This is a genomic window from Deinococcus aestuarii (genome assembly GCF_018863415.1).
Classification (GTDB): domain Bacteria; phylum Deinococcota; class Deinococci; order Deinococcales; family Deinococcaceae; genus Deinococcus; species Deinococcus aestuarii.
Map to the genome: position 1 here is coordinate 23,245 of NZ_JAHKSN010000031.1, position 24,745 is coordinate 47,989.

Below are 24,745 nucleotides of genomic sequence, written 5' to 3' on the forward strand. Positions count from 1 at the left end.
GGAGCTGGAGAGCGTTCGGTGTATTCCCGGCAAGCGGCGGTGGGGACACCAGTCGGCGAGTTGTGCCGCAACTCGTCCATTGAGCGAGCAACTTGCTCAAAACGCGCTCTGCCCTTCACGGGGTACCGTCAGCGGTTCGCGGAGCCATACCGGTGGTGCTCGCGCTCGGCAGGCACCCCAGGCCGACCAGGCTGGTCCTCACAGCCTGGTCCAAAGGGGTGTGCGGTTCCTCTCCCAGGAACGCCACCAGCCGCGCATTGTCCAGCTCGATGGGTGAACGCCACAACGGCCGCACCGCCACGAGTTCCCGCATCGACTCGTTGAACAACCCGCCCACCTGAAGCACCGGCCACGGAAACGGCACCGACCTCATCGCCGGGTTCCCGACCACCCGCCCAATCGCCGCGACCATCTGCGTCCCGTCGGCGTCCCAGTGTCCCCGAAAGTGAAAGCGCGCGAACGTCTCCAGGTCGTCCTCCCGGTCCATCAATCGGGCAAAGGTCTCGCCCGCGTCGGGCAGGTACGTCCAGGCATGGCCGACCCCCTGCTTCCCAGGGGAACTGACGCGCTTCACGGGCTGCCCAGGCTTGACCAGCCCCTGCGAGAACCAACTGCCCCCCGTTTTCGGCCCGAAGAAGTCTCCGAAACGCACGATCAAGGTCCGCACGCCCTTCTGGGACGCGTCCTCCAACTTCTTCTCCAGGGCGATGCGGATGGTGCCCTTGTGGGTGGTGGCTCGCTGTGGGGAGTCCTCGCGCAGCACTGGGAAGGCGTCCGGGCCGTAGTTGTAGATCGTGCCCGGCAACAGGATGCAGGCGCCGCTGGCTCTGGCCGCCGCGATGGTGTGGTCGATCATCGGCAGCACGAGTCGGCTCCAGTTCGCGTACCGAGGTGGGTTGACGGCGTGCACGATGGCCTGCACGCCCTGGGCGGCCCGAACAATGGAGCCCTGGTCCATCGAGTCGCCGGTCACCCATTCCCAGCCGGTCGTGTCCCCGGCAGGCTGGCCGCTGCGGGAGAGGGCGCGGATGGTCCAGCCGTGGCGCTCCAGCGCGGCGGCGGTCTCGCTGCCGATGCCGCCGGTGGCGCCGAAAACGAGGGCAATGCGGGGGGTGGAGTCCGTCATGGTGTGCTCCCTGCGGCGGGCGTACCGCTGCCGGGTTGAAAGGCGTCCTGGGTCCGTCAGGTGGAAGCGTGCCTGCTCACGGCCGAGGAAGGGCCCATGCGTCGGAGGGCAGGCCGAGTTGCTGGAATACCTCGGCGCGGTTGTAATAGTCGGCCACCATCTGAATCCGGCCCCCCTTGAGGAAGAAGACCGAGGTCACGGGGACCAAGAACGACTTGCCGGTGGATGCCATAGTCCCCAGCCGACGGGTTGTGCCGGTGAAGACCCACTGCACCGCCACCCGATCGCCCGCCTGGAAAGCGTCGAGGATGACGGCGCGCGCATCGGGAATGGCGTCCACTGTCAGGGTCACCCAGCCCGCGACGTTCGCCTTGCCCTGAAACCTGGCCTCGAACGCGAAGTCCTGGTACACGCCGTCGTCGGTGAACAGCTTCGCCATGCCCCCTGCGTCGGCCTTGTTCCAGGCATCGGCCCACTGCTGCACGATGGGGGGCACTGGGCGCTGGGTCGGGAGTGGAGGTGTGGCGGTCGCCACGCCTTGAGCGGCCGTCACGCTCATGAGGGTCAGCAGGGCAAGGGCGAGGGTGGTCTTGAGCAGGCGGGTGGGAACGGTGGTGGTGTTCATGGGGCTCCTCGTCGTGGGGTCAGGGTGCCCCGGTCCTTCAACTGACGGGTGTAGGCCGCGAATCAATCAGCTGCTATGACGCGCCCGTGCTGTCAACGCTTGGGCCGGGTGTAAATCCTGAGCAGCACTGCGGCCGAGACCGCGACGATCAGACCCACGAAGGCGGGGTGGATGTCCTTGCTGAGGCTCTCTGCTCGCCCGGGGTTGAGCACCCATATCAGGAAGGGCACGGCGTACACGATGCCCAGGGCGCTGACCTACCCGCGCAGGTCGCGGCGGCGAGGGTCCCGGAAGGTGTTGATCAGCATGATGGCGGTGAGGATAAAGGCCAGGAAAGCGAACTGCCCCACCACCATGATGGGAATGGCCTAGGTCGAGACGATGACCGAGCGCGGTGCCCGGCGGGGCTGGTGTGCGGGGGAGCGGGTGACGATCTCGGTCGGGCGGGTGGACGCGGTGGTCTCGTTCTTGGGGCTCCTCGCGGGGTCAGGGTGCCCCGATCTCCAAACTTACGGATGTAAGTTTATTAGAATTAACTTAGCGGGTAAGTTAACCTGTGTATAGTGGCTACATGAGCCGCCCCACCAGACGCGCCCGCAATCCCAGAGGAGAGGGCGCCCGACTGCGCCAGGACATCGTCCAGGCCGCCACGGAACTTCTTGACGCCGGCGGAAGTGCCGAGTCCGTGTCGCTGCGTAGCGTGGCGAACCGCATCGGCATCTCGACCCCTTCGATCTATCCGCATTTTGCCAGCCGGGAGGCCATCCTCCACGCCGTCGTACAGGAGGCGTTCGCCGAACTCAGAAATCAGATCCGCGAGGCGCTCGAGCAGGCGGGCGCCGACCCGGGCGCGCGGCTGCGAGCGCTGTGCGCCACCTATCTGGAGTTCGCCGTGACCCGGCCACAGCGGTACCGCATCCTGTTCGGTGGGTTCTGGCACGCTGAAGACCTTCAGCCGGTACCGCTGGCGGCCGGGGAGGAAGTGGTGGGTCAAGACGTCTTCACCCTGCTCGTCGACGTGCTGCGTGAGTGTGTCGAGGCCGGACGGTCAGCGAGCGTGGACCCTGCCGGGGATGCGGCGGTTCTGTGGGCAGGATTACATGGGCTGGCTGGGCTGCGCACTGCGGCTCCCCAGTTTGCCTGGCCAGAAGATGCGCTTGACCGGGTGCTCACTCGTCTGGCCCTCCTCCGGTGGCCGGCCACGGAGGCGATGGACCTTCGCGGACCAGAACCCCCCCAGGACTGGGCTGCGTCGGGGAAATAGGGGCTGCTCGCTGCCCAGTGCAGGGGTCTGGATTCGTCCAAGACGGGTTGGCGCACCGTCGCGGGACGGCTCGCTCCTCGGAGTTGAGCGGGGTGGTGGGCCAGCCCGCGCAAGCCTTCGCCGTCGCGTCTGGCTGAACTCACTGGCCGGGTGGAGAGCACCGTACGCTAGGGAGGGTGCAGCCCTTGCGTTCAGGCGGTCTCGGATGGGTTCGGCAGGGGCACGGCCGCAGAGCGCTCGAACAGCCCACACAGGCCCCTGCGGTCCCCCTCCTCGTACGCGTACAGGGCGACGGGCCGAAGCGTCCCCGGCTTCAGGCCCGCTGCTCGGAGTTGTTCGATGGTCGCCATTCCCTCTGGGATCGCGTTGACGTACTTCGGGATCTTCGGGCGGTCAGCGGGGTTGGCCATTCGGAACAGGATCGGGCTTGCGGTCGAGGCGCGTGGTGACTTCTGTTGGGGTGGGCATGTTCTTGAGCAGGAGCGGGGGAGGGGAGGACCTAACGTCACGAGGCCTGCTTTCCCTGCGCTGATGAAACGACCCCCAGCCACAGCCAGCCGCGCGGGCTCGGGCATAGGTAGAGGGGGGAGGACGCGTCCTCCCCTGAGGTGTTCACCTTCAGTTGGTCAGGGTGCCTTCCCGCTGGGCGAGGACGCGCAGAGCGTGGGCGACGGCAGCGAGGAGGGTGCCGGTGGTCGCTCCACCGTCCAAGCCGAGGTAAGCAGCGGCGTGTAAGGCGTGATAGGCGACCTGCACGGGGTCGTCACGCTGCGTGGAGAGGTGAGCGTACCAGTGCTGTCCAGCGGCTGGAACGTCGGTGTTCGGGAACCCGGCCAGCACGGCCAGCGCCTGGGCGTGCCGCTCGGCCTGCTCAGCGAAGGCGAGGACCGTCTCCCGGGTCGGGCGGTCCCGACCGAGGACGGGAGCGAACTCCAGGGTGGCGACGATCTGGAGGGTGAGGGCGATGCAGGTCTCGAAAGTCTGCTGGTTGTGGAAGTCAAGCGCGGTGGGGGAGGGGAGGGTGGTCATGACGTACCTGCTTGAGCCTGGCGGAGGGGTGTGGTGGGTTGGTCCGTACTGTAGCGGGTGGGGGGGTTGGGGCGAGGGAAGAGGAGACTTTAATTAATACACCCAGAGGATTGGACAGGCTTACGGCTTGGTCCTCCACCTCTGCTTCCTTCCCCCCCTTCTCCCCCCGTCCCAACCCAAGCTCCTCACGCCTGTGCTTTCAAATGGACTTGTTCCATTGCTTCTCTCCAGAAGCCGACCTCCTGCATGCGGCACATCCACTCCCTCCGACGCAAGCCCGCTTGTCTGACGGCTGTCCAAGCCGACAGCCTAAGCCACCGCATCCCATGCTGTACGGTACCGACACCCCTCAATCCAACCGACCGGGTGAAGTCGGCGGGCCGCCCCGTCCTGGGTGGCGGGGCGTTCTCTCGCGGGTTCGACCAGCGTGATGACGCACGTGCTCAGGCTGGGGCAGTCTGAGCACATGAGTGGCGGTCTCGGGTTGTTGCCCTTCTGCCTGCTGGGCTGGGCCGGGGGGCGGGGGAGGCATTGGCTTCCCCGCCCCCTTTTATTAATTAGCTCAGCTCGCATCCCCCCCGCCCGCACCAGAATTCAGCCCACTCTCTCAACCCCAGGACCACCCAGGGCTCACTCAGCCCTGCTGTCCACACTCCCCCTCGCCGTGCTGTACCAGGGCACCCCCTGGCAGGCCATCGCCCTCGCCCGAGGCCCTCAGCATCCGACGGATGTCCCTCCACCCCAGGAGAACTGACAGCGCCTCCCGCACCTGCGCACCTCATGAGCTACCCACCCTCACCTCGTCGCCTCCTCATACGCCCTGATCTGCCCCCGGATCACGTCCAGGCTCCCCTCCCAGAAGTCGGGCGCGTGCAGGTCGATCCCAAAGCGGGCGGCAAGCGTCCGGGCGTCCGCGAGGCCGGTGCTCGACAGCAGATCGTCGTAGCGGGCCTGGAAGTCGGCCTCCCGCCCCTGTTCCTTCGCCCGCACGTACTGGGCATACAGGCCCAGGCCGAACAGCAACCCGAAGGTGTAAGGATAGTTGGAGAACATCCGCTTGTAGTAGTGCGGCTGAGCCGCCCACACGTAGGGGTGGAGGGTCGCCAGCGCGTCCCCGTAGGTCTCCCGCTGCGCCCAGGTCATCAGGTCGCACAGCTCCCCCGGCGTGAGTTCACGCTCGGCGCGCCCCTCGAACACGGCCCGCTCGAACAAGAAGCGAGCGTGAATGTCCACGACGACCAGCGCGTGACCATGTAACTGGGTTTCGAGGACGTACAGCCGCTCCTCCCCGGTCACCCGCTCCAGCGCGGCGTTCTGGATGGTCGTCTCGCAGAAGATGCTCGCCGTCTCCGCCAGGGTCATGGGCGTCTCGCGTTGCAGGGGGGTACGCGTGGATTTGAGCAGGTTGTGGTAACCGTGCCCGAGTTCGTGCGCGAGGACGGAGGCGCTTCGAAGGCTGGGGGAGTAATTGAGCAGGATGCGGCTGGCGTCGCCCGACCAGATCATGCAGGAGGCCCCGCCAACCTTGCCTGGGCGAGGTCCAGCGTCAACCCAACCCTCGCGGAGGGCGCGGGCCGCGAAGTCCCCCAGCCGGTCGGAGTACGCGCGGAATTGACGTTCCACGAACTGGATGCCCGCCTCATACGTCCATTCGGTCTCCGTGCGCCCGAGTGGCGCGGAGAGATCCCACCAATCCAGCCGCGTCTTGCCCAGCGCGCGGGCCTTGGCGACGAAGTAGCGCCGGAAGTCGGGAAAGGACCGTACCACCACCCCCTGCATCGCCTCCAGCGTCTCGCGGTCGATGCCGTGCGCGAGCAGGCTGGGGGCCACGCTGTCCGGGAACCCCCGGCGGGTGCTCAGGGTCCCCTCCTCCCCCTTCACCCCGTTCAGCGCGGCGGCCAGGACGACCTCGGCGTCCTTCCAGACTTTGAGTTCCGCGTCGAAGGCGCCTTTGCGCACCTCCTCCTCGGGGTCGGTGGCGAGGGCGCGCAGGGCGGTGATGGGCAACAGCTCGCCCCGGTACTCGCCCGTGAGCTGGCTCGTCACGTTGCCGTGGAGCTTGGCCCATCCCCCCGCCCCGCTGGGCTGCAGCCGGGCGGCGAGGTCTTCCTCCTGGGGGGTCATCTGGTGCCGGGCGTACTCCACACTCCGGCGGATCAGGTGCTCGTGCGCGCGGGCCGCGTCGGAGGCGGCGAGGAGCGCCTCCACGTCCTGCTCGCCCAGCCAGGCGGTCAGGCGCGAGCGCAGGGGACCCAGCGGCAGGCTCAGCGTGATGACCTCCCCCATCCGCTGCTGGGCCAGGGCGTTTCGGCTGTCCGTCCTCACGAAGGCCGAGGTGAACCCGCGCAGCCGGATAAGAAGGATCAGCACCTCGTTCAGCCCGCCAAGGGCCTGCGCCAAGCTCTCCTGCGTCGCCATCTGCCCGCCCTGACGCACGCCGAGCACGTCAAAGGCCGTTTCCAGCTCCCTCATCCGTTCGCGCAGCTCAGCGAGGTCGGCAGTGAGGTGAGGGTCGTCTAACCCCGCGTACAGGTCGTCGGTGCGCCAGCGCGGCAACTCGCTCGCCCCGAGTTCGACGGTGCTCATGGGGCAGTGTAGCTCCCGCTCTCAAAAAGGTCAGCTTCCCCTCCCGCTCACTGATGCATCCATGAGCAGGTCCGCAGGCCGCTCCTCCCAGGTTGAGGTCGACACAGCCGAGGCAGCGGGTCTCCTCCGAGTTCATCACAGTGCAGGCACAGGCAACCCACGCTTGGTGCACCCGCTCGTACCACTCCAGGTCAGCGAGATTCGCCGCCAGGGAGAACCCCTCGACGGGCCAGCGGCCCCCGCCGAAGACGAGGAGCCGCTCCCGACTGGCAACGACGGCGTCATCAAACTCGGCATCCGTTCTGCAAAGAGAGTGCGGGATAACTTGTGAGAGACTGGGGGGACGGGCGCATCGGCGAGGCACCAGGCAGCAGTACCTCCGTGGCTTGTGGGGCAGAGGGCAATCGACTCTTCGCTGCGCTCACGCTGGCAGAGCCAGGTGGCAGACCGGCGGGTGTCCCACGGTACGTCCGTGGGTGAGCGGGCGGCTCACTGGCCAGGAACGGGGGCTTCGGCAGGGGACCAGCGTCACACACGCGGGGCCCCCTCCGGACCCAGGGGGTGTGAATGTCGGGGCAGAGAACCCGCTGGCCGCGCGAATCGCGCCTGTTCTTCTGGCCGTGGCCCCGTTCCCGGCGGTTCACCGACCTGCTGGCCGGAGGTACACGAAAACGACCTCCCGATACGCGCTGCCGCCCCAACGGGAGCTCGCTTCCTCCCCGCACTCGCCCATGAGGACGAAGCGGCAGAACGAGAGCTGTTCGCCCGTGGGCAGCTGGGCGCCCGACGGTAGCGCGCACACCCGGTCACGCAAGACCCGGTCTGCCGCCTCCCGCGCGGTCTTGCGGCCCGAGCACACGCAGGCCACCGGGACCGGCAGGAACAGGTTGCCGAAGAACCCGCCCTCGAACAGGGAGAACGCCGCGCGCTCCTCGGGCGTTGTCCGGAAAAAAGCCGGAGCCGGTTGGCTCGCCCGCATGGAGATGGGCACCGACCTCCCGAAGAAGTTGGTCCGCGCCAACAGGCAGGCAGAGACCCAGCGTTCCTCGGAAGGCGTCATCCCGCGGTCCAGCCACTCCGGGGCCAAGCCCGCCTGACCCGCGAAGGTGTACTCGACCCCCAGGACGGTGGTGAACAGCTCGACCCCCTCCGGCAGCGCACAGCCGATCAGGTAGGACAGTTGAGCCCGCCGGTCGGGGTGATCGGCGAGGTGGGGATCGGCCAGTGGGCGGCGAACGGCGGGTCCAGCGGAAGCCGGGGGCAGCGAGGCGAGAACGAGGTGTGGCCGGGAGGAAGATTTTTTTTAGCCAGCGCGTGCCGTCCCAGTTGGAAGAAGTTCAGCCCCTGGGGGGCGGGTCCCACCACACCCCGAGCCGGCAGGCTGTTGAAGGCCAGGCCGTTCAGACTGGCGCCGTTCAGGGCAACACCGTTGAAACTGGTGCCGTTCAGGGCGACGCCATTCAGCCCGACTCCGTTGGAGATGACGCTCCCGGGCCTGCCTCCCCTGCCGTTCAGGTCTTGAGGAGTCTGAGTCGCGCCGCCCTGCGACAACGACGCGATGAAGAGGGCCGTCACGGCGGCGGACGCTGCTTTTGTCTTCATGTCTGCTTCTCCTGGAGGTCGCCCCGGTTCGGAGGGCGAGAGAGAGGTCGGTGAACGGGCCTGGTCGTGCGGCAGAATTCCGGGAGGGACCTCCTGTGCGGTGCGGAAGTGGCGGGGGGATGGAGTCACGAGCGACCCTGCCGCTTTCCCTCGTGCTGGGCGCATGGTGCCTGGCAGGGCGTCTAGAAAGCGTCCAACGTGTACGGAAGTCGGAGCTCACCTCGACGCCGCTCGTGACCGTCAGGATCACGGCGAGGTCCACCCCACCGCCGGGGGCGCTGGCCCCGCGCAACCACAGGGGAGGCCCAGCCCAGCACCCTAACGATCAGCCAGGCGAGCGGCACCGCGAGGAACAGCCGGAGGAGTAGGAGCGGGACGGGCAGCTCGTCACGCTTTTCCTACACGGTGGCATGCCACTGACCGAGCGACGCCGTGAGAGAAACGCTGATCTGAGGGACAGACGTGGCGGCTTCCTCCACAACGGCAAACGAACCGGGCCAGCGTCACCGACCCGAGAGCGGCAAGGGCAAGTCCACACGACCTGGAGACGGGACCTTCTGCGAACCCCAGTTTGCGATGTGGAACCGGCTTCGAGCCACGACTGGTCGCTGGTCCAGTGACAGTACGGCTCCCCCCGGCAAGGCCTCATTTCATCCCCTCCAGCTTCAGGAACCCGACGACGCGCGGCGTCTGCGGTCACCCGTACAACCGGGTCACCAACGGTCACACAGAGCTTTCGTGGCCGCCCTCGCTCGCGGGAAAGAAACGACCGCTGCGTCATGACCCCCGGCGGCTCATGACATGTGGACAGCACTTCTCACTTCTGCACAGCGCTCACCGATGCAGTCATCCGGCCCCCACCGACGTGCAGAAGGGGTTCACTCCTGTCCCTGGCTCGGCGCCACACGCCCCACGCGCGCCAGCACCTGCCGCACATCCAGCGAGGGGTCTTGCCGTAATGCCCCCGTGGCCGCAGCAGGCAGGTCCGGGCGGGCCGCGACGGTCACCCGCACGCCATAGTCGGGGTCGACGGTCAGCGCCTCCAGCACGTCTGGTGGGAGATCCGGGCGCCCCGCGAGCCGGGCCCGCACCTGCCACGCCGCGTGTCCAAGCAGGGCATGAAGGTCGGCGTGCGAAAGGTCCGGGCGCACCGCCAGCGCTTCCTGAAACTCGGCCCGGGGATGCCGCTGAGCGTAAGCTCGCAACCACGCCGGCGCCGCCGGGTGGCGCACCAGCGTCAGCACCGTCTCGCGCGGCCAGCCCTGCACGAGGCCCGGCTGGGCCAAGCGCAGTAGCGGCAGGGCCGGATTGCCCAGCACCTCACCGGGGAATTCGGCGGCGAGCTGCCCCACCACCTCCGGCGGCGTGTTGGGGTGGGCCGCCACTGCCGCGCGCACCGCCGCGTCCGGGTGCCGGGCCAGGTCCTCCAGTTGGGAGGCGCCGACCCGCGGGCCGGGTAGCGGGGACAGGGACTCAGGTGTCATCCGCTACTTCCTGAAGGGCCGGCGCTGCGAGGTGCAGGGCGTGCAGGCGCAGATCCTCGGGCCATGCCTCCACCACAGCCCGGAACCCCGCACCATCACCCGCGTACAGGGCGCGGCTGGCCTCCTCGGCACCGGGCAGGTCGCCGCCCAGCACGGTTAGGAAGCGGTCGGCGCTCTGGGCCGCCAGCCGTCGCCGCTCGGCGGCCGGATCGGCCCGGCGCGCCTCGTCGACCAATCGGCGTAGGGTCGCAGAGGCGCCGTTCGGGTGACTTTCCAGCCAGTCCCAGTGGCACGGCAGCAGCGAGACCTCGCGCGAGACGACGCCCAGCTTCGGGCGGCCTGGGCCGGTTCGGGGAGGTGCTGGCGCGTGGCGGTCCAGCACTTCCTCCAGCGTGCCGCGCAGGTCGAAGTCCGTGGTGCGACCCGTCTGATCGTCGAAGATCAGCAGGGGCAGGGTGGGGTCGCGCTGGAAGTCGCCTTTGAGGAACGTCAGCACGTCGTGGAGGGGAGCGGTCAAGAGCCGACGCTGACCCTGGAAGACGGTGTAGGTGGGGAGCGTGGTCATGTCCGAATATGACCCGGGTCAAAACCGTGAGGCATCGGCCAAGTGGCCTGCTGGTGCCCCTGTGATCCTGACTGCGAACCGACTCGGGGGCCGTCTGGAACGCACCGACCGTTGGCGGGCCAAGCCACACGTTCGCGCCCAGGAAGAGGGGTTCTGGCAACTAAACGACGAGCAGGCCGATGGTCAGAGTGGGCAGCCTGACGTTCAGGCGGCCCGCCGCACCACGTCACCCCAGCGGGTGCAGCCTGGGGCCCGGCACGAGGATAAGGTCGCCTGCCTGGGGCGGTGGGGGAAGCGCGAAGGGACCGAGCGGCAGACCCTGTGCGCTCATGACGCTGGTCGTGAACGCGTGGAAGTTCAGGACGGAGGGGGCGCCGAAGCGCGCCGTGGTCTCGAGGACCTGGGCGGGGACGCCGAGGTCGAGCAGGTTCACCTTCGGCAACACCAGGAACAACACCCGGCACAGCGGAGGTGCGTCTTCCGGGAGACGTTCGTGGAACACGAGGGGGGTCAGTCATGCCCTGAGCTGAGGCGCCGCCAGCCAGCTCGACCAGGGAGACGAGAGCCATTCTCCGGGCGGATGTGGTGCGGGACCACTTGAGCAAACAGCCGTCAGGAGAATGGGGCAGGCGCCGGAAGGCACCTTCCTCTTCCTCGTAGGGGTGTTCGCGAACGGGCGTTCGACCCTCACCGCTGACGCGGTGCTGGGCGCGGTGGAGGTTCAAGGCCATGACCCAGGGCAACACCGCACCGCTGCTTCCCTTCGACGAACCCCAGCGCACCCTGCCAGCCGTCCACGACGATCTCAGTCAGGAGATGGCCCGACTCCGCCGGGACTACCCCACTCGTTACGACGAGGCGGCCAAGCTCTTCAAGGAGAATCAGGAGGCCAGGACCGACGTCACTGCGGCCGAAACCCTCCTGAACAAGGTCCGCGCCCTCACTCCGCCCGTCACCCTTCCGTTCGCTCGCCCCACCGACGTCCTGCCCCCCAACCCTACTGCGGGCGACACCCTTGCTCCTGACACCTCCCAGGGCGAGGAGACCAGCTCACGCCTGGCTCAGGACGAGAGGGACGGCGCTCAGCAGGACGACGTCGAGGGTGAAGCTCCGGGCGAAGCCCTGGACCACGAGGTGAACGAACAGGACGGCGACGAGGAACTCGATGAGGCTGAAACCGACGGCCAGACGAGCAGCGATGCGCCCGAGGCGACCCTGGACGACGTGCCCGCCCTGTCAGAGACGCCTGCGCCGCCGGTCACCTGGCCGGCAGGGACGCTGGGCGCCGGGATGATCAGCCAGCTCGCGAGCACCCTCGGGGCAGGGGAGACCCTCAGCCTGATCCTCGCCCGCGTCGGGAACACGCTCCTCGTGACCGTGCAGCCCGCCCCAATCAAGGACGAACCGAACAGTACGGCGGTGCCCCTGCAGGTGAAGGGGCTCCCGAGCGCGCTCGACACCCAGCTCGGCGTGAAGCTCGAGGAGTACCGGGAGGGTCGCAGCGTCGCCCGGGACACCGCGCACTACGTTGCAACCGTCCGAGCCGCTGCCGACGCGCATCGCCAGGCCACCCAGAACGCGGCCAAGCCCAAGGCCGCCCCAAGTCAGCCCGCCACGCCAGCCCGCCAGGAAGGGCACCTCACCGTCGAGGTCTCACCCAGGGACGCCACGCTCGTCCTCACCGACGGGGGCGGGAAGACTCACCCCTTCCAGGCTGGGAAGAAGACGGCCCTGCCCGCTGGCGAGTACACCCTCAGCCTCGACGCCCCGGGCTACGAGGCCCAGACCCAGAAGCTGAGCGTCAAGCCCGGTAAGGAAACCAAGACAGCCTTCGTCCTGAAAAAGGCGAGCGCCCCCAGCCTGTTCTGAACCGCTCCTCCACCCCCAGTCCACGGACTGGGGGCTTGCCCTGCCAGGAGCCCTGGATGAATGCACCTGCCGCTGACCGCCTCACCACCTCCCTCCTGCAACTCCGTCCCGCCTTCCGCCATCGCCTGAACGAGGACGGGCGAATCGTCAGTACCCTGCCCGCCGACCAGACCTTCCACCCTCTAATGTCGTCAGGATGGACGAGACCCACCGGGGCCTGCTCGTCACCACCCTCCACGGCCGCTTCCTGTTCACCAGGCAAACGCTTCACACCAACGACGCACCGACGAGCGATCCCGCAGCGACGGCCGCCGACACCCACGAGGCCCTCGCGGTGCTGCTGATTCAGCACGGTGCCCCTCGGCAAAGCGCAATTCCCCTCGCCCACGAGGTCCTGGGCAGCGTCACTCGCCTGGCCCACGCCTGCGACCACGCCGGTATCCGGGACCGTGCCGCGCTGGCCCTCGACCTCCTCGCGTTCTTCCAACCACGCCCCTGACCCTCCCCGGCTCCCGCCGGGGTGTGCTCCTCGAAAGGAAGGTTCCCCATGACCCAAAGCCAAGAAGTGACCGTGACCGCACTCCAGCGCAAAATCGTCTACGAGGGCCGCGACCTCGCGGATGTGAACCCCATCGCCAGCGTTGAGGACGTCGTGAAGATCCACGCCCTCACCACCCCCGAACTCGCCACGGCGGTCGTCGAAGGCCCCGAACTTCAGGAGGGGCGGCGTGTCTACACCGTCAAGAAGCGCCTCGGCACGAAAGGCTAAGCCGACATGGTCCCCCGAGCAGGTGGCGGGCTGGGTGAGGGGGCAACCCCTCCTGCCCGCCCACGTCGGCCGCTTCGACCCCGGGCAGGACGCCTTCAGTCACCAGCGGTTGTGCCAGACCTTCCTGAGGCTCCGGCACGACCTGACCCCGCTCCCCCTCTCGCCCCAGGAGGTTCCGCTGCTGCCCTGAGCCCCCTCAGCCTGTCGCAGTTGACGTTGAGCGGCTTGCCCTTATCAGATGTCCCCGCCACCCGGGTGAACGCGGCGGCCCTGTCCCGGCTGGAAGGCGCTCTGCCCCTGCTGGCGACCCTGATCGAGGTCGGACTGCTTCCCGCCGTGCCGCCTAAGAGGCGGGAGACCATCCACGCCTACCTCCGGCGGGTGAACAGCACGCCCGGTGCCCTGGAGTGCGGCTGGCGGAACCTGCACCTCACCTGGTACGAGGAGACCGGGGAAGGCGGGCAGGCGGAGGAAGCGCGCGGCGTGCACGAACTGGTCCTCACGCTCGTGCACGCCCCGGAGTGCGCCGCGTTCTCGTGTACCGTGGCGCGACGAACCCTGCACCGCCTGCACCCATATTTGCTCGGCAGCATCCTTGCCAACCTGAGCCTGTTCACCCGTAGCACCTGGAGCGTGTACACCGCCATCGACGCCCTGGAGGACGCGGAGACGTTCGAGCACGAGGGCAGCGTCAAGGGCTTCTGGCAGGACGTCCACACTGAACTGCTCAAGGAATTAGGCCGACCTCCCACTCGGGCGGAGGTCGTGCGGGAGGCCAGAGGCCGCTGCACGCCCCCGGGCGACCTGCTGCGGCTGATCGGGATGACCGAAGCCCTGCCCGCCGTGAGCACGAAGTACCGTCTCTCGCCCGAAGAGATGCTGGAGGTCGCAGGGAAACGGAAACATATGGGAGCCTGGGCGGAGCGGGTCGTAACCATCGCTATGGCCCTGATCGGCCTGCGGGACATCGACCGGACAGTGTACGAACTCCTCTGTGATGAGGACCTCGCGGCGACCTGTGCGCGCGGGGAATTCCGGCGCAACCCCACCGTGATCCTCTCCGGGCAGGGCGGGCGGACGGCCAGCGGGTACCTGAACGCCGTGCAGGAACGCCTGGAGGAAACCTGGCAGGTCGCCTCCCAGACCGAGGGCTTCATGGACAACCTCCTGATCCGCATCCACACGCCCGAGGACGCCGAGCGCGCGGTGCAGCTCGTGCGGCTGTACCGGAACGCGGAACGGCACCTGGAGACGGTCACGGACTTGCTCATCGACACCGACGACTGACGGGACGGGGGGAGGCCCTCCGTCCCGTTCTCGCCTGGGACCCTCCCCGCAGGGGCGGGGGCGTTAGGCCGTATGCAACTGGAATTGAACGCGCTGCCCGAGGTACACGCCCGGGTCGCCCTGATCGTCTACACCGACCATCGGCAGGAACAGGGCATCGTCATGCAGCACGCCCTGGGCGAACGGGATGGGGCGCTGTACATCGCCGAGGGTGTCAACGTCACCCGCGACACCATTGAGACCTTGCTCAAACTCAACGCCCTGCAGACCCTGACCCTGGTGCCTGAGCACGTCGTCGCCCTGGGTGTCGGCTCCCTCGCCTGGGTCGTCGAGCGTCAGGAACGGCGATTGTTGTTTCAGGGGGCGACGGACAAGGCCGTGGCCGCCCTGGACGGGCAGGTGTTCCCTCAACCGCGTCTCCTGTTCGTCACCCGGGGCGCGCAGATGTTCGCCTACGCCCTGCGGGGCACGGAGCGTCCAACCGGGGACACGCCCCTGTACCGCGCGCCGTACTTCAACATCTTCAGCAACCACGCGGTCTGCAACGGCAGCATGCAACGCCCCGGGGCCATCACCCCCGAGAACGCCGACGCCTGGACGCAGGCTTTCTTCTACTCGAACTTCGTCAAGCCCGCCGACAGCCAGAAGCGCTGGGCGACGGGCGGCACCTACCGCGAGTTGTGGGACGCCGTGCGGGAAGCCGGCGAGTTCAAGGATGAGTGGCTCGTCCCGGCGGGTCTCGCCCTCGCACAGGCCCTGGGAGGGCAATGATGCCCCACAAGCTCCCCTCCGGCTTCCTGGGCCGGGAACGCCTGAAGGTCGCCGTCGTCGGTGTGGGTGGGACCGGCAGCGAGGTGTTGACCGGGCTCACCCACCTGCACCTGGCACTCCGGGCACTCGACCACGCCGGCCTGCATGTCACCGCCTTCGACCCGGACGAGGTGAGCCACGCCAACCTGGTCCGCCAGCGGTACCACCACAGCGACCTCGGGCGCAACAAGGCCGAGGTGCTCGTCACCCGCGTGAATCTGGCGTGCACCCTCGATTGGGTCGCCGTCCCCCTCAAGTTCAGCGGTCATCGTGCCCGGGCGCCCTGGGACCTGGTGATCAGTTGCGTCGACTCCCGGGCGGCCCGCAGGAGTTTGCATCTCGCCGCGCACGGAAAGGGCAGGTACACCTGTCGATACTGGCTGGACTGCGGGAACGACCTCACGACCGGGCAAGTCGTCCTGGGGACGCCCCGGGAAGCCGGCAAGCGCCTCAAGCACCACCTCCCCTGTGCGACCGAACTCCACCCCGAATTGATGGATACGACTACACCCGAGGAGGACACGCCGAGTTGCAGCGCCATTGAGGCCTTGAGCCGTCAGGACCTGTTCGTGGGGCGGATGGTGGCGACGCACGCGCTGGACCTGTTGTGGCAACTCTTCCGGCACCGGGAACTTACGCACCACGCCCGGTACTTCGAGTTGCGCGGCGCAGCCCTCAGCAGCCGGGTGTGTTGACGAGGCCCCGCCTCCGACTCGTCCGGTGCGGTCGCTGCCCGGACCCTCACGCCCGAGCCGGGCGTGGACATCCTGTATGCCCAGATCGAAGGAAGAGCGGGAGTGGCAGCGTGCTTACGCCGCTCGCGTCGGCGCGTGGTACGGCCCCCAGGCCGCACACGTCAGCGTCACAGTCCGGCGTACACCCCGGGGGCAGGCCGTCAGCCTGCGCGTCACCGACGAGCAGGGCACCGCGCTGGAGCCGAGGGCGGACGTGCCTTTCCAGACCCTGCTCGACGTGCTGGAGGACACGCTCGCTTCCGGTGGACCGGGGTACTTCACCCTGGTGGGCCGCCCAGCACCCGTCTCACTGCCACCAGTGCCTGTGCCCGAGGTCAGCAACCCCCTGTTGCCGTGGTGATCACAGCAGGTCGCGGGCAGGGGTCTTCCTGTTGTCCTGCATATCGGACACCCCTGGCCGCGACCGCACGGCCGCGCACAGCAATCGCTCATCCCAGGTGGTCTGCTCGGCCTCGGCGAGCGCCCCGCCACAGCACCCAGCCAGGCCGCAGCCTTCCAGCGATCCTCCGGCGGGGCGGAGCGGCCATCACGGGTCCGGCGCACCCCCAGGCGCGGAGACGGCCAGGTCACCCGCAACACCTCGGCGGGCAGGCCCAGGACCTGCGCGGCCTCAACCTCCGTGAAGAAGCGTGGGGCGCCCAGCCTCCCCCTGGGCGCCAGGTGCCAGTCCGAACACACGAAGAGCGCCCACAGGTCGCCTCGCAGCCGCACGGTGCGGAGATTCGGCGTGTGGCGGCTGAGGGCGGCGAGCGCGAGGATCGGCCAGGCCTCCTCGACCTCGCTGGGGATCACCACGGTGCGCGGCACCTGCGCCAGCTCGTACAGCCGAGCCGCCCAGCCCCGGGAGTGAAAGTGGCTTGTCAACTGTTGGAGGGCGCGCCGCCCGAGGTGCCGCACCCGCTCGCGGGGGATGTTCCACCGCCCCGCCGTGACCTCCAGCGGCTCACGACGGGCATGGAACGCCGTCAAGGCTTCCCACCCTCGCGGGTCGCTCACCTGAGCCACCGCAGCAGCCTCGATAGAGGAGAGGTCGAGAGGGAAGACCTCACCCTCGGGCAGCTCGTCGGTCCGCAGACCGTCGAGGACCTCGACCCAGGCCTGGGGCAGGCGGGTGGCTGTCACCTGGCCTCATCCCAAAGCGCAATCCGCATGTGCAACCACAGGTTCACGCTCCCCATGCTAAGCACAAGGAGGTATGACCACATCTGCCCCATCAACATCCCCGGTGGTCCCACGCCGCTACCGCCTGCACTGTGGCATCCCCGCTCTCGCCGCTGAAATCGCGCGGCGCTTACAGCAATTCGGCTGGGAGGCCTGCGAAGAGGCTACCCTTGGCCTGTTGATTGACGGTCCCTGGGGTGTCGCCTTGCAAGGGCTGGCGCAGATGAGCCACGGAGAGTGGATCGTGGTCACCGATAACCCCTGCCCCGAATACTGGGAGGACCTGTGGACCGGCTGGCCGCGCGGTCTGCTGGCCGGAGGGCATAGCGTCGAGCATTTGGCCGAGGCACTTGACCGCGCCGCCTCAGGGGAGTCCTTCCGCCGCACGCCACAGCATGACAGCCCCCTGACCTGTCCGGAGCGCCGACTGCTGCGCCTCAGTGCCCAGGGCTGGGAGAACAGACGGATCGCCCAGGAACTCCAACTGAGTGAAGGCACCGTGCGCAACGGCCTGTGCCGCGTCTTCGAGAAGCTGGGCTTCGAGAACCGGACCCAGGCCACCCTCTACTACTGGGGCCTCTGGCACTTGCTTGAACTCGGTCCAATGCGGGAGCCGACTTCAAACCCCGTTTAGGGCTGGAGTGAGAAAGGGCCGACCAGCACGGAGACGAGGAACAATGGGGACGGTATGTGCAGATACCGTCCCCATCACAGTCTAGGTCGTCGAGCCGTCATCCGTTTGCTCCACCGCTGGGCAAAGCGGCATTTCAGCGATCAGAAGCGGTGCAAGCACCAGAAGCTTACGGATGCGCTTTTGGTCGCCCTGCTGCTCGCCCGCCTGGTGTTCAAGTATCCATACCCGTCGATTTGGTGGAATCTGCTGAGGGAAGACCGCTTCGGTCTTCCCTCGTACACGCAGGCGTATACCCGTGGGTTACGTCTGCTGAGCCAGCTCGAAGCCCTGGTCGGGCCGTCCAAGCGTTACGCCGAGGTGATCATCGACTCCATGCCCCTACCGGTTTGCCGCCCGAAGCGCGGCAAACGCTGCAAGTTTCCGGGCGCCCGGTGGGGCTTCGGGACGCAAGGTGAGGTGTACGGCTACAAGCTCCATGCTTGGGTCTCACCCCAGGGCGAAATCGTGCAATACCTGCTTCGCCCCGCCAACCTGCACGACCTCACCGTGGGGTACGAGCTCAACCGCAAGTGGGCTGAGTTCGGTGGTCCGAAGGTCATCGGCGACAAAGGGTATGCCTGCCTGGGATTTGTGTTTCCGCCCAAGAAAAACACCCGTTACGACAGTGGGTGGCGGGACTCCCGCCACCCACAACTCCGCAAACGTATTGAAACGGTCTTCTCCCAACTCGTCGAAGCTCAAATTCGGTCGGTTCAAACCAAAACGCTTGCCTCACTGCGGTTACGCACCGTTCTGGCCGTGCTCGCCCACAACCTCGCCCAGCCCTAAACGGCGTTTCAAATGAAGTTTCAAACTGCTCTTGGAAATGACATTTGTCACTGCGGAGTGAAAAACGCTGGCTCATCCGTCTCAGCTATTTTGTAAACTTCACTCGTCCACCCACAGCACCAGTCTCTCGCTGCCAGGAGTGTTGTTCATGCGATGTACTTTCGTCCTGCCCGCTGCCGTTGTGCTTTCTGCCACCCTCGCTGCCTGCGGCTCCGTCGGCACACCTGGAGGAGTAAGTGCAACCCATATCGATCCTGCCATTCAAGGACAGGAACGTCAGCTTATGCGAAACATCATGGCAAACCTTCCCGCCACCGACCAGGATAACGTGATTTTCATTGACGACAACCTGAAGATTCATGCCAATAAGCCGGAACTCCTGAATGTCCTGGTGCCTATGAAGCGGGTGAGCGACTCGACCTTTATGGCCCCCAACGGCCAGAAATTACAGTTCGCCGCCTGCGACGTCATTCCGGAAGGGGAACTGGGTCCGCTCTCCCTGAATTATTCCTGCGCCGCCGAAACCCGGGCGGCTTATCGCCGGGTGGCCTCCAAGGACGGCTACTCCTACGCCAAGTCCACCCTCAGCCTGCCCGGACCCGGCCTGGCGACCCTCAACGCCAACACGAGCGTGTACGCCATGCTCGGGGGACGCTCGTCCTCCAACTATGAGATCGATGCCGGGCTGGTCTACAGCCCGACCAACAACTGGTGGACCAACTTCATCCGCCTGGCGGGCGCCACGACCTTCTGCTTTGAGAACACCTGTGCCAACCCTCCAAGCACGGTCAACCGGGTCAAGCCGGGCAGCGTGACGATGGAGTTCTACGTGCCTGCGCCCAACCAAGTCGCGCTGCGCACCACGAACAGTAGCGCGGGCAGCCCGAACTACACCATCGTCGTGTCCGCCGCGAACAGCAACTGGACCCCGGGCGGCACGGCGCAGCGCGTCAAACGCACGACCAGCCTGACCAATGGGGTGAGCGGCGACAATATCAAGAACATCGGCTGGTCCGGCTCCACCCTGGGCACCTCGTCCTCGACCGCGCACACCTGGACGAGCAGCGACGTCCAGAACGACGCGAACTGGTCGTGCAAGTCCGGGAACGTCACGGTCAGATACACCGATCAGAGTACCGAGAGCATCGACCTCGCGTACCCCTAAGGGAACCATGACCCACTCTGCACGCCTCAGCCTCATGTGCGCCGCCTTGTTCCTGGGTTTGAGCCACGCTCAGACCAGTTCCTCAACTCAGGTGAAGTTGCTACTGGACGGGCGCGACCTGGGCAGGTTCTCGTACTCCATCTTAGGTGGTCAACTGACGTTGCCGCTCACCGCCTTTGCCTCCCTGGGGTGGAGGCCTGTCCTTGACCCCTACAACAGGGTGGTGGACCTGGCGGGCTGCGTGCGGGTGAAGACCACGGGCCGGGAAGCCTACCTCATCGGTGGCCCCGGCGTGATCGGCGTCAAGACGGTCAGTGCGCTCCAACCTCTGCCGGTCGCCGTTCAACTTCGCCAGGGCAGTTACTACCTCCCGGCGAAGGCCCTGGCAAGCTACCTGCAATACACGGTCGTCTTCGATAAGCAGGGGGGCCAAGTGCGCTTCACCACGCCAACCGATCCGGCCAAGATCACGCCAATTACCGAGGCGTGTCTAAAAACAATCAACGGCAGCCTTTAAACCTTTCGGAAAGGAAAACTTCATGAGCAGAGTCGCGTGGCTTGGTCTAGCAACACTTACGCTTCTCCTCGCTGGCTGTGGACGTCAGGCAACGACCTCCCAAGTCGAAGGCACATCACCACCAGACGAAAGTACCTCTCCTTCATTGAATTCATCACAGGTAGACCAAAGTGCTGTCTTACCACAGGCCAGCACCAAACCTGATTGGCTCGTGTCCCTGGCAGCTTTTTCCGAACGTTTTCCGACTTTTGCCGGATACGACTTCAGCCTAGACCGGAAACAGTTTATCATCTACACTTCCGACAACCGGAGCGACCTGTCACGGAAGATGCGTGATGAGCTGATGAATCTGATTGACAGCAGCTCCGGTTTCCCGGAAGTGACGGATCAGAACGGCAGTGCTGTCACTGCGCGTACTTTGCCTTTTACCTACCAACGCGTAAAGTATCCTCTCTCGAAGCTCAACAAGTGGCGAGGCTCATCGAGGGACTTTATGTACGACGGCGTGGTCAACAAGTTGTCAATTGACTTCATGGCCAATGTTTTAAATGTGCAGATGTCTGACCAGGATAAAAAGGGAAAGTTTCTGTCGATGGCAGCCAAATCAGGTATCCCCTCCGACGCCGTGAACATAACAATCGGAACAAACACACCGGCAAAGACGCTGTATGACACCTTTACACCACCAGTTGGAGGAGTCAACTTTCAATTCGGTAGTCCCACAGACCGTTGCAGTATAGGCCTCCCCGTCCTTGCCAACAATGTCGCGACCTTCCTCACGGCGTCGCACTGCTCGCTCAACTGGGGCACCAGCAACGACGGCAGTGTCATGACTCAAAACGCGGTACGGGTGGGAACGAAGGCGCTGGATAATCCCCTGTACAGTTGCTCCTCCACGCAGTATCCTCAGGCCCGGTGTCAGAACGCCGACACGACGATGTACACAGCCATCGGCGACTTCTACCGGGGAAGAATCATCAAGACTGTTGGTGGCACACACAGCATCGACACAGGAACCAGCGACACCTACTACGACGTTACCACGATCTCTGAACGCCCGGGCAACAACCAAACTGTATCAAGCATCGGTGCTTCGTCTGGGTATCGTGAGGCAAATGTTGTTTCATATGATACCGACCTCGCTTACGAAGGTTTTACTCCGCCCAGGATTATTAAGAATGTTGTCGAGGTCTACAAGGCCATCTCGTCGGCTGCATGTGGTGGAGACAGTGGTGGACCGTGGTTCCAAATTACTGGCACCAATACTGCCAAGTTCCTTGGTATCACCTCGGGGGCAAGTACGGACGCACCCAACAAAACACGTCCTGATGGTATTACCGTATCCTGTGGCTACCGGGCCTACTTCTCACCCGTGGCTCAAATTAGAGTTGCATACCCAAATACGACGTTCATCTTCACCCGATAGACTTCTGATATGAGACAAGCATTCGTGACATCAAGCCGTTTAATGTTTGTACTTGTCTGTCTGGGAGCCTTAGTTGGTTTTTGCACTACAACTGCTTTAGGTGCCACTAATCAACTCCCGGAGCTAAGAATCAGCGTGCATAGTAAAGGCGAGGACCAAGTTATCGATGTAATTCTTCGTAATAATCGTCCAACTCCTGTAGAGCTGTCTTACAGCGAGTGCGATTTCAGTTACGTTATAAATATTGGAGGCAAGGTTTACACCTGGCCGACCAAACAACCATTCGAGTTTGCCAGTCCCTGCCCAGGAGTCATTCGCGTCAGGAAAATTCCTGCTCAATCTCGCCTGACGCTTTTTTCAAGGTCGCTAACACCTGACGCCGCGAGCAATCTCAAGGCAGCAGATCACAAGATCACGGGCGAATTTAGGTTCAGGTACTCACCGTTGAATTCTGGGCAGATGAAGATTACGACATTCAAAATGAAGTCATGACAGCAAAAGTTTGACTGGCAAGGACAATCCATAAGCGTTCTCGAGAACCGCAAATTCAGACAAGAACGCGCAGCGAGGGAAGGCCACTTTCGTGCCTTCCCTTTTCAGTCTTCGTGAGAGCCCGTCCTCTCTGCGCTCTGTGCCACGGCGTTCATCAGGACGCTCAGGCGGCGGCCGTCGCCGGCGGCCCGGTGGTGCCGAGCGTCCAGACGCACGCCTTCCATCCGGAACGCCGCGTCCAGGCTGACCCAATGGAAATCGCTGTGGTATTCCGAATACTCGCCCCAGATTTGCGCGCCCACATGCATCGCGCAGCGCCACTCCACTTCCGGCCAGGACAAGTCGTGCAGGCTGCTCGACCGCCGGAGCACGCGCCGGTCGAACGAAGCACTCCACGCCACCAGTTCGCGGCCTCGCAGGAGCGGCACGAGCCGAGCATCCACCTCAGGCCAGGTCGGCGCCGCCGCCAACTCCTCGTCGGTGACGCCGTGCACCGCCCGCGCCTCCTCGCTCACCGGCCCAAGCGGGCGCACCAGGCTCTCGAACGGGACCTCGCCGGTGGGGGAGACCAGGGCGACCGAGGGTCACTACCCGTTCCTGCGCCCCCATCCCCATGTGCGCCAACGCCACAAGGCCTGCTCCGCTACGCTGACTGGGTGCGCTCCGTGTTTTCCCTTTTAACAGCCATGCCACCCGTTGTCGCCGGGCTGCGCCTTTGGCTGAGCCGCCCTTCCCAAATTGGGGGCGGCTTCTTCACGCTGTCTCGGCAACGGCCTACTGCTGGGAACCGGGTGCCGCTCGTGTCTTGCTGCAGCGCCAGCAAGCAGCGGGGGGGCAAAGCTTGAGTCTGTGGACCAATCGGGTCAAGAGCATCAAGTTCCAGGCCTTCCGTCAGATCCAGGGTCTGGAACTCAGCCTTTACCCCAGGATGACGACCCTGATTGGGCTGAACGGCAGCGGCAAGAGCAGCATCCTGGAAGCGATCGCGGCCAGACAATGCAGCTTCGAGCATCACGTGGTCGGGCTTTCCATGGTTACTGACCCCCCGAAGACTGTGGATCGGCTGATTTCCGATGCGATCCTCGGTCCCCCCGCACCGCCCCCCGGGGAGTCCCACCTCGTCGAAGCGCAACTGGTTGTATTCGATGAGAAGGAGAGCAGGGAAGTTCAGGCCCTCCTGCAACAGGATCGGGCACTGGCACAAAGTATCGCGGGTATCTTCGCCGCCATCCTCGGCGACGACACCGGGCAGGTACTCGAGGTTCAACCGGCTGTCGAACCCGGGGGGCCGCTCACCGTTCACGTTCTCAGGAACGGCTTGCGGCAACCGCTCTACCGTAACAGCAAGGGGACCATTGAGATCGCCATCCTGGCCATCCTCATTGGGTCACGCCGCGCCCTTGCCGAGGAGCGAACCCGGCAGGAGGACCGGCGGTTGAAGCTCGCCACCAGGGAGTCCAGACGACTCGCCATCGGCGGCATCGGCGGGGCAACGCGGAGCAAGTGGAACCCCTACGGGAGAACCAAGCAGAACACCATCGGCCACAGCGGGGGCGTTCACCGAATCACGACCCAACCGGGCCTCCTGCTGCTTGACGAACCTGCGGTGAGCCTGCATCCCGGTGCTCAGGAAAAGCTGCTCGCCTACCTCCGGGGGCACGCCCAGTTGCAGCAGGTCGTCATGGCCACGCACTCTCCGTTGCTCATCGATCTGGAATCCGACCGGCACTCGGGCATCCTCGCCATCGAACTGGAGGGCGGGCAAGTGCAGGCCCGGCCGCTCAACCAGGCCAGGGATCACCGCGCTCTACTTCCCTGGCGGGAGGCGCTTGGCCTGGACCTGACCCGTCAAGTTTTGCTTGAACACCCGACGCTGCTGGTTGAAGGCAACAGCGACCAGCACTATCTCAGCGTGATGTCTGGCTTCTGCGGGGCGGCGCTGCGCCCGGGCACTGGCGTGGTGCAGGGCAGCGGGACACGCCGGATGGTTCCCACGGTCGCGGCCCTGGCCTCCTTCGATCAGGCGCGAGCACGCCCCAGCGAGCTGATCGTCTTGCTCGATTCAGACATGAAAAACACCGACGCCGACCAGGTGGAACGCATGGTCGCGCGCGTCGTGAGGTGCGGGGACCATGCCCGGCCTTTTGGGCCCTCGGGGAAACGGCTGGGCGAGATAGAGGACCTATTCGAACCCCAGGAGTACCTGGAGCTCTTCTTGCGACGATATCCGCACCTGCACCCGGTCGAGATCTATCAGGGAGGGCCACCTCCCCTGGGCAGGCACATCCGGTGCGGACAGAACAGCTTGCCGAAAGCCATCACCGCAATGCTGGAGCAGGTCGGGGACCCTCTGGCCAACGAGAACTTTCACGCCGAAGTGTCCCAACAGCTTGTCAACGACCCCAGCCTGGTGGGGAAGCTTGGCCTCAGCGACAATACCAAACAGCGTTTTGCCAGCCTCATCGAGGCCATCAACCAGCACGTGGACGAGATCCGCGCCTCTCGTCAAACACAGGCTGCTCCTCACCCTCCCTCGTCCAGGGAGAGGTCATGACGGAACTGGCGCCTCAGGCGAGCCTGAGGCGCCAGTTCCGCAAACTTTGCCGCTCCCTTCGCCGCAGGGCGCGAACTGGGCCTGCCCCGATATTGCGTAGTTGAAGTTAAGCGGCTGTAGCTTGGCGTTCGAACTCCAGGGGCGTCAAGTACCCCAGGGTGGAATGGCGGCGCTGGCGGTTGTAGAAGACCTCGATG

At 65.7% G+C, this 24,745-nt stretch carries 30 protein-coding genes; 17 read left to right on the forward strand and 13 right to left on the reverse strand.

The genetic code is table 11. The annotated features are described in order from the left end of the window. Window positions 1-115: 115 nt before the first annotated feature. The 3 genes from IC605_RS22940 to IC605_RS22950 all read right to left on the reverse strand — a co-directional run bounded on the left by IC605_RS22940 (window position 116) and on the right by IC605_RS22950 (window position 1,981). Window positions 116-1,126, reverse strand: coding sequence for an NAD-dependent epimerase/dehydratase family protein (locus IC605_RS22940; RefSeq protein ID WP_216329352.1), 1,011 nt, complete (start codon window positions 1,124-1,126; stop codon window positions 116-118). Between the two features lie 76 nt (window positions 1,127-1,202). Further along, entirely contained in the window at window positions 1,203-1,751 is a 549-nt protein-coding gene (locus IC605_RS22945; RefSeq protein WP_216329354.1) for an ester cyclase, read from the reverse strand. Between the two features lie 92 nt (window positions 1,752-1,843). After that, complete coding sequence (locus IC605_RS22950) at window positions 1,844-1,981, reverse strand: hypothetical protein (RefSeq protein ID WP_216329356.1); 138 nt, start codon at window positions 1,979-1,981, stop codon at window positions 1,844-1,846. Between the two features lie 341 nt (window positions 1,982-2,322). Here IC605_RS22950 and IC605_RS22955 point away from each other — a divergent pair, with 341 nt between their 5' ends. Then, a complete protein-coding gene (locus tag IC605_RS22955; RefSeq protein WP_216329358.1) occupies window positions 2,323-3,015 on the forward strand; it encodes a TetR/AcrR family transcriptional regulator in 693 nt (230 codons plus the stop codon). Window positions 3,016-3,206: 191 nt separating this feature from the next. On the opposite strand, the gene IC605_RS22960 is transcribed toward IC605_RS22955, so the two are convergent. From IC605_RS22960 to IC605_RS22995, 8 genes are all read right to left on the reverse strand, one after another. Then, window positions 3,207-3,425 (reverse strand): hypothetical protein, encoded by a 219-nt coding sequence (locus tag IC605_RS22960; RefSeq protein ID WP_216329361.1) that lies wholly within the window; start codon window positions 3,423-3,425, stop codon window positions 3,207-3,209. 208 nt (window positions 3,426-3,633) lie between these two features. Further along, window positions 3,634-4,044, reverse strand: coding sequence for a hypothetical protein (locus IC605_RS22965; RefSeq protein ID WP_216329363.1), 411 nt, complete (start codon window positions 4,042-4,044; stop codon window positions 3,634-3,636). A 795-nt stretch (window positions 4,045-4,839) separates the two neighbouring features. Then, window positions 4,840-6,630 (reverse strand): M3 family oligoendopeptidase, encoded by a 1,791-nt coding sequence (locus IC605_RS22970; protein ID WP_216329364.1) that lies wholly within the window; start codon window positions 6,628-6,630, stop codon window positions 4,840-4,842. Between the two features lie 640 nt (window positions 6,631-7,270). Beyond that, window positions 7,271-7,690, reverse strand: coding sequence for a hypothetical protein (locus IC605_RS22975; RefSeq protein WP_216329366.1), 420 nt, complete (start codon window positions 7,688-7,690; stop codon window positions 7,271-7,273). 107 nt (window positions 7,691-7,797) lie between these two features. Then, complete coding sequence (locus IC605_RS22980) at window positions 7,798-8,205, reverse strand: hypothetical protein (protein ID WP_216329368.1); 408 nt, start codon at window positions 8,203-8,205, stop codon at window positions 7,798-7,800. A 905-nt stretch (window positions 8,206-9,110) separates the two neighbouring features. Continuing rightward, complete coding sequence (locus tag IC605_RS22985; RefSeq protein WP_246581213.1) at window positions 9,111-9,716, reverse strand: DUF2336 domain-containing protein; 606 nt, start codon at window positions 9,714-9,716, stop codon at window positions 9,111-9,113. After that, on the reverse strand, window positions 9,706-10,281 hold the full coding sequence (locus IC605_RS22990; RefSeq protein ID WP_216329370.1) for a DUF2239 family protein: 576 nt from the start codon (window positions 10,279-10,281) through the stop codon (window positions 9,706-9,708). The genes IC605_RS22985 and IC605_RS22990 overlap by 11 nt, the downstream gene beginning before the upstream one ends. Window positions 10,282-10,507: 226 nt before the next feature. Next, on the reverse strand, window positions 10,508-10,738 hold the full coding sequence (locus IC605_RS22995) for a type 1 glutamine amidotransferase family protein (RefSeq protein WP_216329372.1): 231 nt from the start codon (window positions 10,736-10,738) through the stop codon (window positions 10,508-10,510). A 272-nt stretch (window positions 10,739-11,010) separates the two neighbouring features. Here IC605_RS22995 and IC605_RS23000 point away from each other — a divergent pair, with 272 nt between their 5' ends. The 15 genes from IC605_RS23000 (at window position 11,011) to IC605_RS23065 (ending at window position 21,994) form a co-directional block, all read left to right on the forward strand. Next, window positions 11,011-12,150 carry a PEGA domain-containing protein gene (locus tag IC605_RS23000; protein WP_216329374.1) on the forward strand — a complete coding sequence of 380 codons (1,140 nt, stop codon included), beginning with the start codon at window positions 11,011-11,013 and terminating at the stop codon, window positions 12,148-12,150. 196 nt (window positions 12,151-12,346) lie between these two features. Next, window positions 12,347-12,649 (forward strand): hypothetical protein, encoded by a 303-nt coding sequence (locus IC605_RS23005; RefSeq protein ID WP_216329376.1) that lies wholly within the window; start codon window positions 12,347-12,349, stop codon window positions 12,647-12,649. A gap of 48 nt (window positions 12,650-12,697) precedes the next feature. Beyond that, window positions 12,698-12,919 (forward strand): PRTRC system protein C, encoded by a 222-nt coding sequence (locus IC605_RS23010; protein ID WP_216329378.1) that lies wholly within the window; start codon window positions 12,698-12,700, stop codon window positions 12,917-12,919. Window positions 12,920-12,953: 34 nt separating this feature from the next. Beyond that, entirely contained in the window at window positions 12,954-13,109 is a 156-nt protein-coding gene (locus IC605_RS23015) for a hypothetical protein (RefSeq protein WP_216329380.1), read from the forward strand. Between the two features lie 35 nt (window positions 13,110-13,144). Continuing rightward, window positions 13,145-14,206, forward strand: a complete 1,062-nt coding sequence (locus IC605_RS23020) for a hypothetical protein (RefSeq protein WP_216329382.1) — start codon at window positions 13,145-13,147, stop codon at window positions 14,204-14,206. A 72-nt stretch (window positions 14,207-14,278) separates the two neighbouring features. After that, complete coding sequence (locus IC605_RS23025; protein WP_216329384.1) at window positions 14,279-14,977, forward strand: PRTRC system protein B; 699 nt, start codon at window positions 14,279-14,281, stop codon at window positions 14,975-14,977. Beyond that, the gene (locus IC605_RS23030; protein WP_216329386.1) at window positions 14,977-15,711 is read left to right on the forward strand and encodes a PRTRC system ThiF family protein; all 735 of its coding nucleotides are present in this window, start codon (window positions 14,977-14,979) and stop codon (window positions 15,709-15,711) included. The genes IC605_RS23025 and IC605_RS23030 overlap by 1 nt, the downstream gene beginning before the upstream one ends. Before the next feature lie 76 nt (window positions 15,712-15,787). Then, window positions 15,788-16,111 carry a hypothetical protein gene (locus IC605_RS23035; RefSeq protein WP_216329388.1) on the forward strand — a complete coding sequence of 108 codons (324 nt, stop codon included), beginning with the start codon at window positions 15,788-15,790 and terminating at the stop codon, window positions 16,109-16,111. Between the two features lie 387 nt (window positions 16,112-16,498). After that, window positions 16,499-16,621, forward strand: a complete 123-nt coding sequence (locus IC605_RS25310; RefSeq protein WP_281416516.1) for a hypothetical protein — start codon at window positions 16,499-16,501, stop codon at window positions 16,619-16,621. Between the two features lie 345 nt (window positions 16,622-16,966). Next, the gene (locus IC605_RS23040; RefSeq protein ID WP_216329390.1) at window positions 16,967-17,566 is read left to right on the forward strand and encodes a helix-turn-helix transcriptional regulator; all 600 of its coding nucleotides are present in this window, start codon (window positions 16,967-16,969) and stop codon (window positions 17,564-17,566) included. 54 nt (window positions 17,567-17,620) lie between these two features. After that, window positions 17,621-18,394 carry an IS982 family transposase gene (locus IC605_RS23045; protein WP_216329392.1) on the forward strand — a complete coding sequence of 258 codons (774 nt, stop codon included), beginning with the start codon at window positions 17,621-17,623 and terminating at the stop codon, window positions 18,392-18,394. Between the two features lie 295 nt (window positions 18,395-18,689). After that, the gene (locus tag IC605_RS23050; protein ID WP_216329394.1) at window positions 18,690-19,559 is read left to right on the forward strand and encodes a hypothetical protein; all 870 of its coding nucleotides are present in this window, start codon (window positions 18,690-18,692) and stop codon (window positions 19,557-19,559) included. Between the two features lie 7 nt (window positions 19,560-19,566). After that, window positions 19,567-20,076 (forward strand): hypothetical protein, encoded by a 510-nt coding sequence (locus IC605_RS23055; protein ID WP_216329396.1) that lies wholly within the window; start codon window positions 19,567-19,569, stop codon window positions 20,074-20,076. A gap of 22 nt (window positions 20,077-20,098) precedes the next feature. Beyond that, a complete protein-coding gene (locus IC605_RS23060) occupies window positions 20,099-21,502 on the forward strand; it encodes a S1 family peptidase (RefSeq protein ID WP_216329398.1) in 1,404 nt (467 codons plus the stop codon). A 9-nt stretch (window positions 21,503-21,511) separates the two neighbouring features. Further along, window positions 21,512-21,994 (forward strand): hypothetical protein, encoded by a 483-nt coding sequence (locus tag IC605_RS23065; RefSeq protein ID WP_216329399.1) that lies wholly within the window; start codon window positions 21,512-21,514, stop codon window positions 21,992-21,994. 104 nt (window positions 21,995-22,098) lie between these two features. Here IC605_RS23065 and IC605_RS23070 read toward each other — a convergent pair whose 3' ends face one another. Continuing rightward, window positions 22,099-22,566 carry a 3'-5' exonuclease gene (locus IC605_RS23070; protein ID WP_281416518.1) on the reverse strand — a complete coding sequence of 156 codons (468 nt, stop codon included), beginning with the start codon at window positions 22,564-22,566 and terminating at the stop codon, window positions 22,099-22,101. A gap of 269 nt (window positions 22,567-22,835) precedes the next feature. Between IC605_RS23070 and IC605_RS23075 the strand changes: the two genes are divergently transcribed. Beyond that, entirely contained in the window at window positions 22,836-24,548 is a 1,713-nt protein-coding gene (locus tag IC605_RS23075; protein WP_216329400.1) for an ATP-dependent nuclease, read from the forward strand. 106 nt (window positions 24,549-24,654) lie between these two features. On the opposite strand, the gene IC605_RS25480 is transcribed toward IC605_RS23075, so the two are convergent. Next, a partial coding sequence (locus IC605_RS25480) for an IS3 family transposase (protein ID WP_343216646.1) occupies window positions 24,655-24,745 on the reverse strand: 91 nt, incomplete at its 5' end.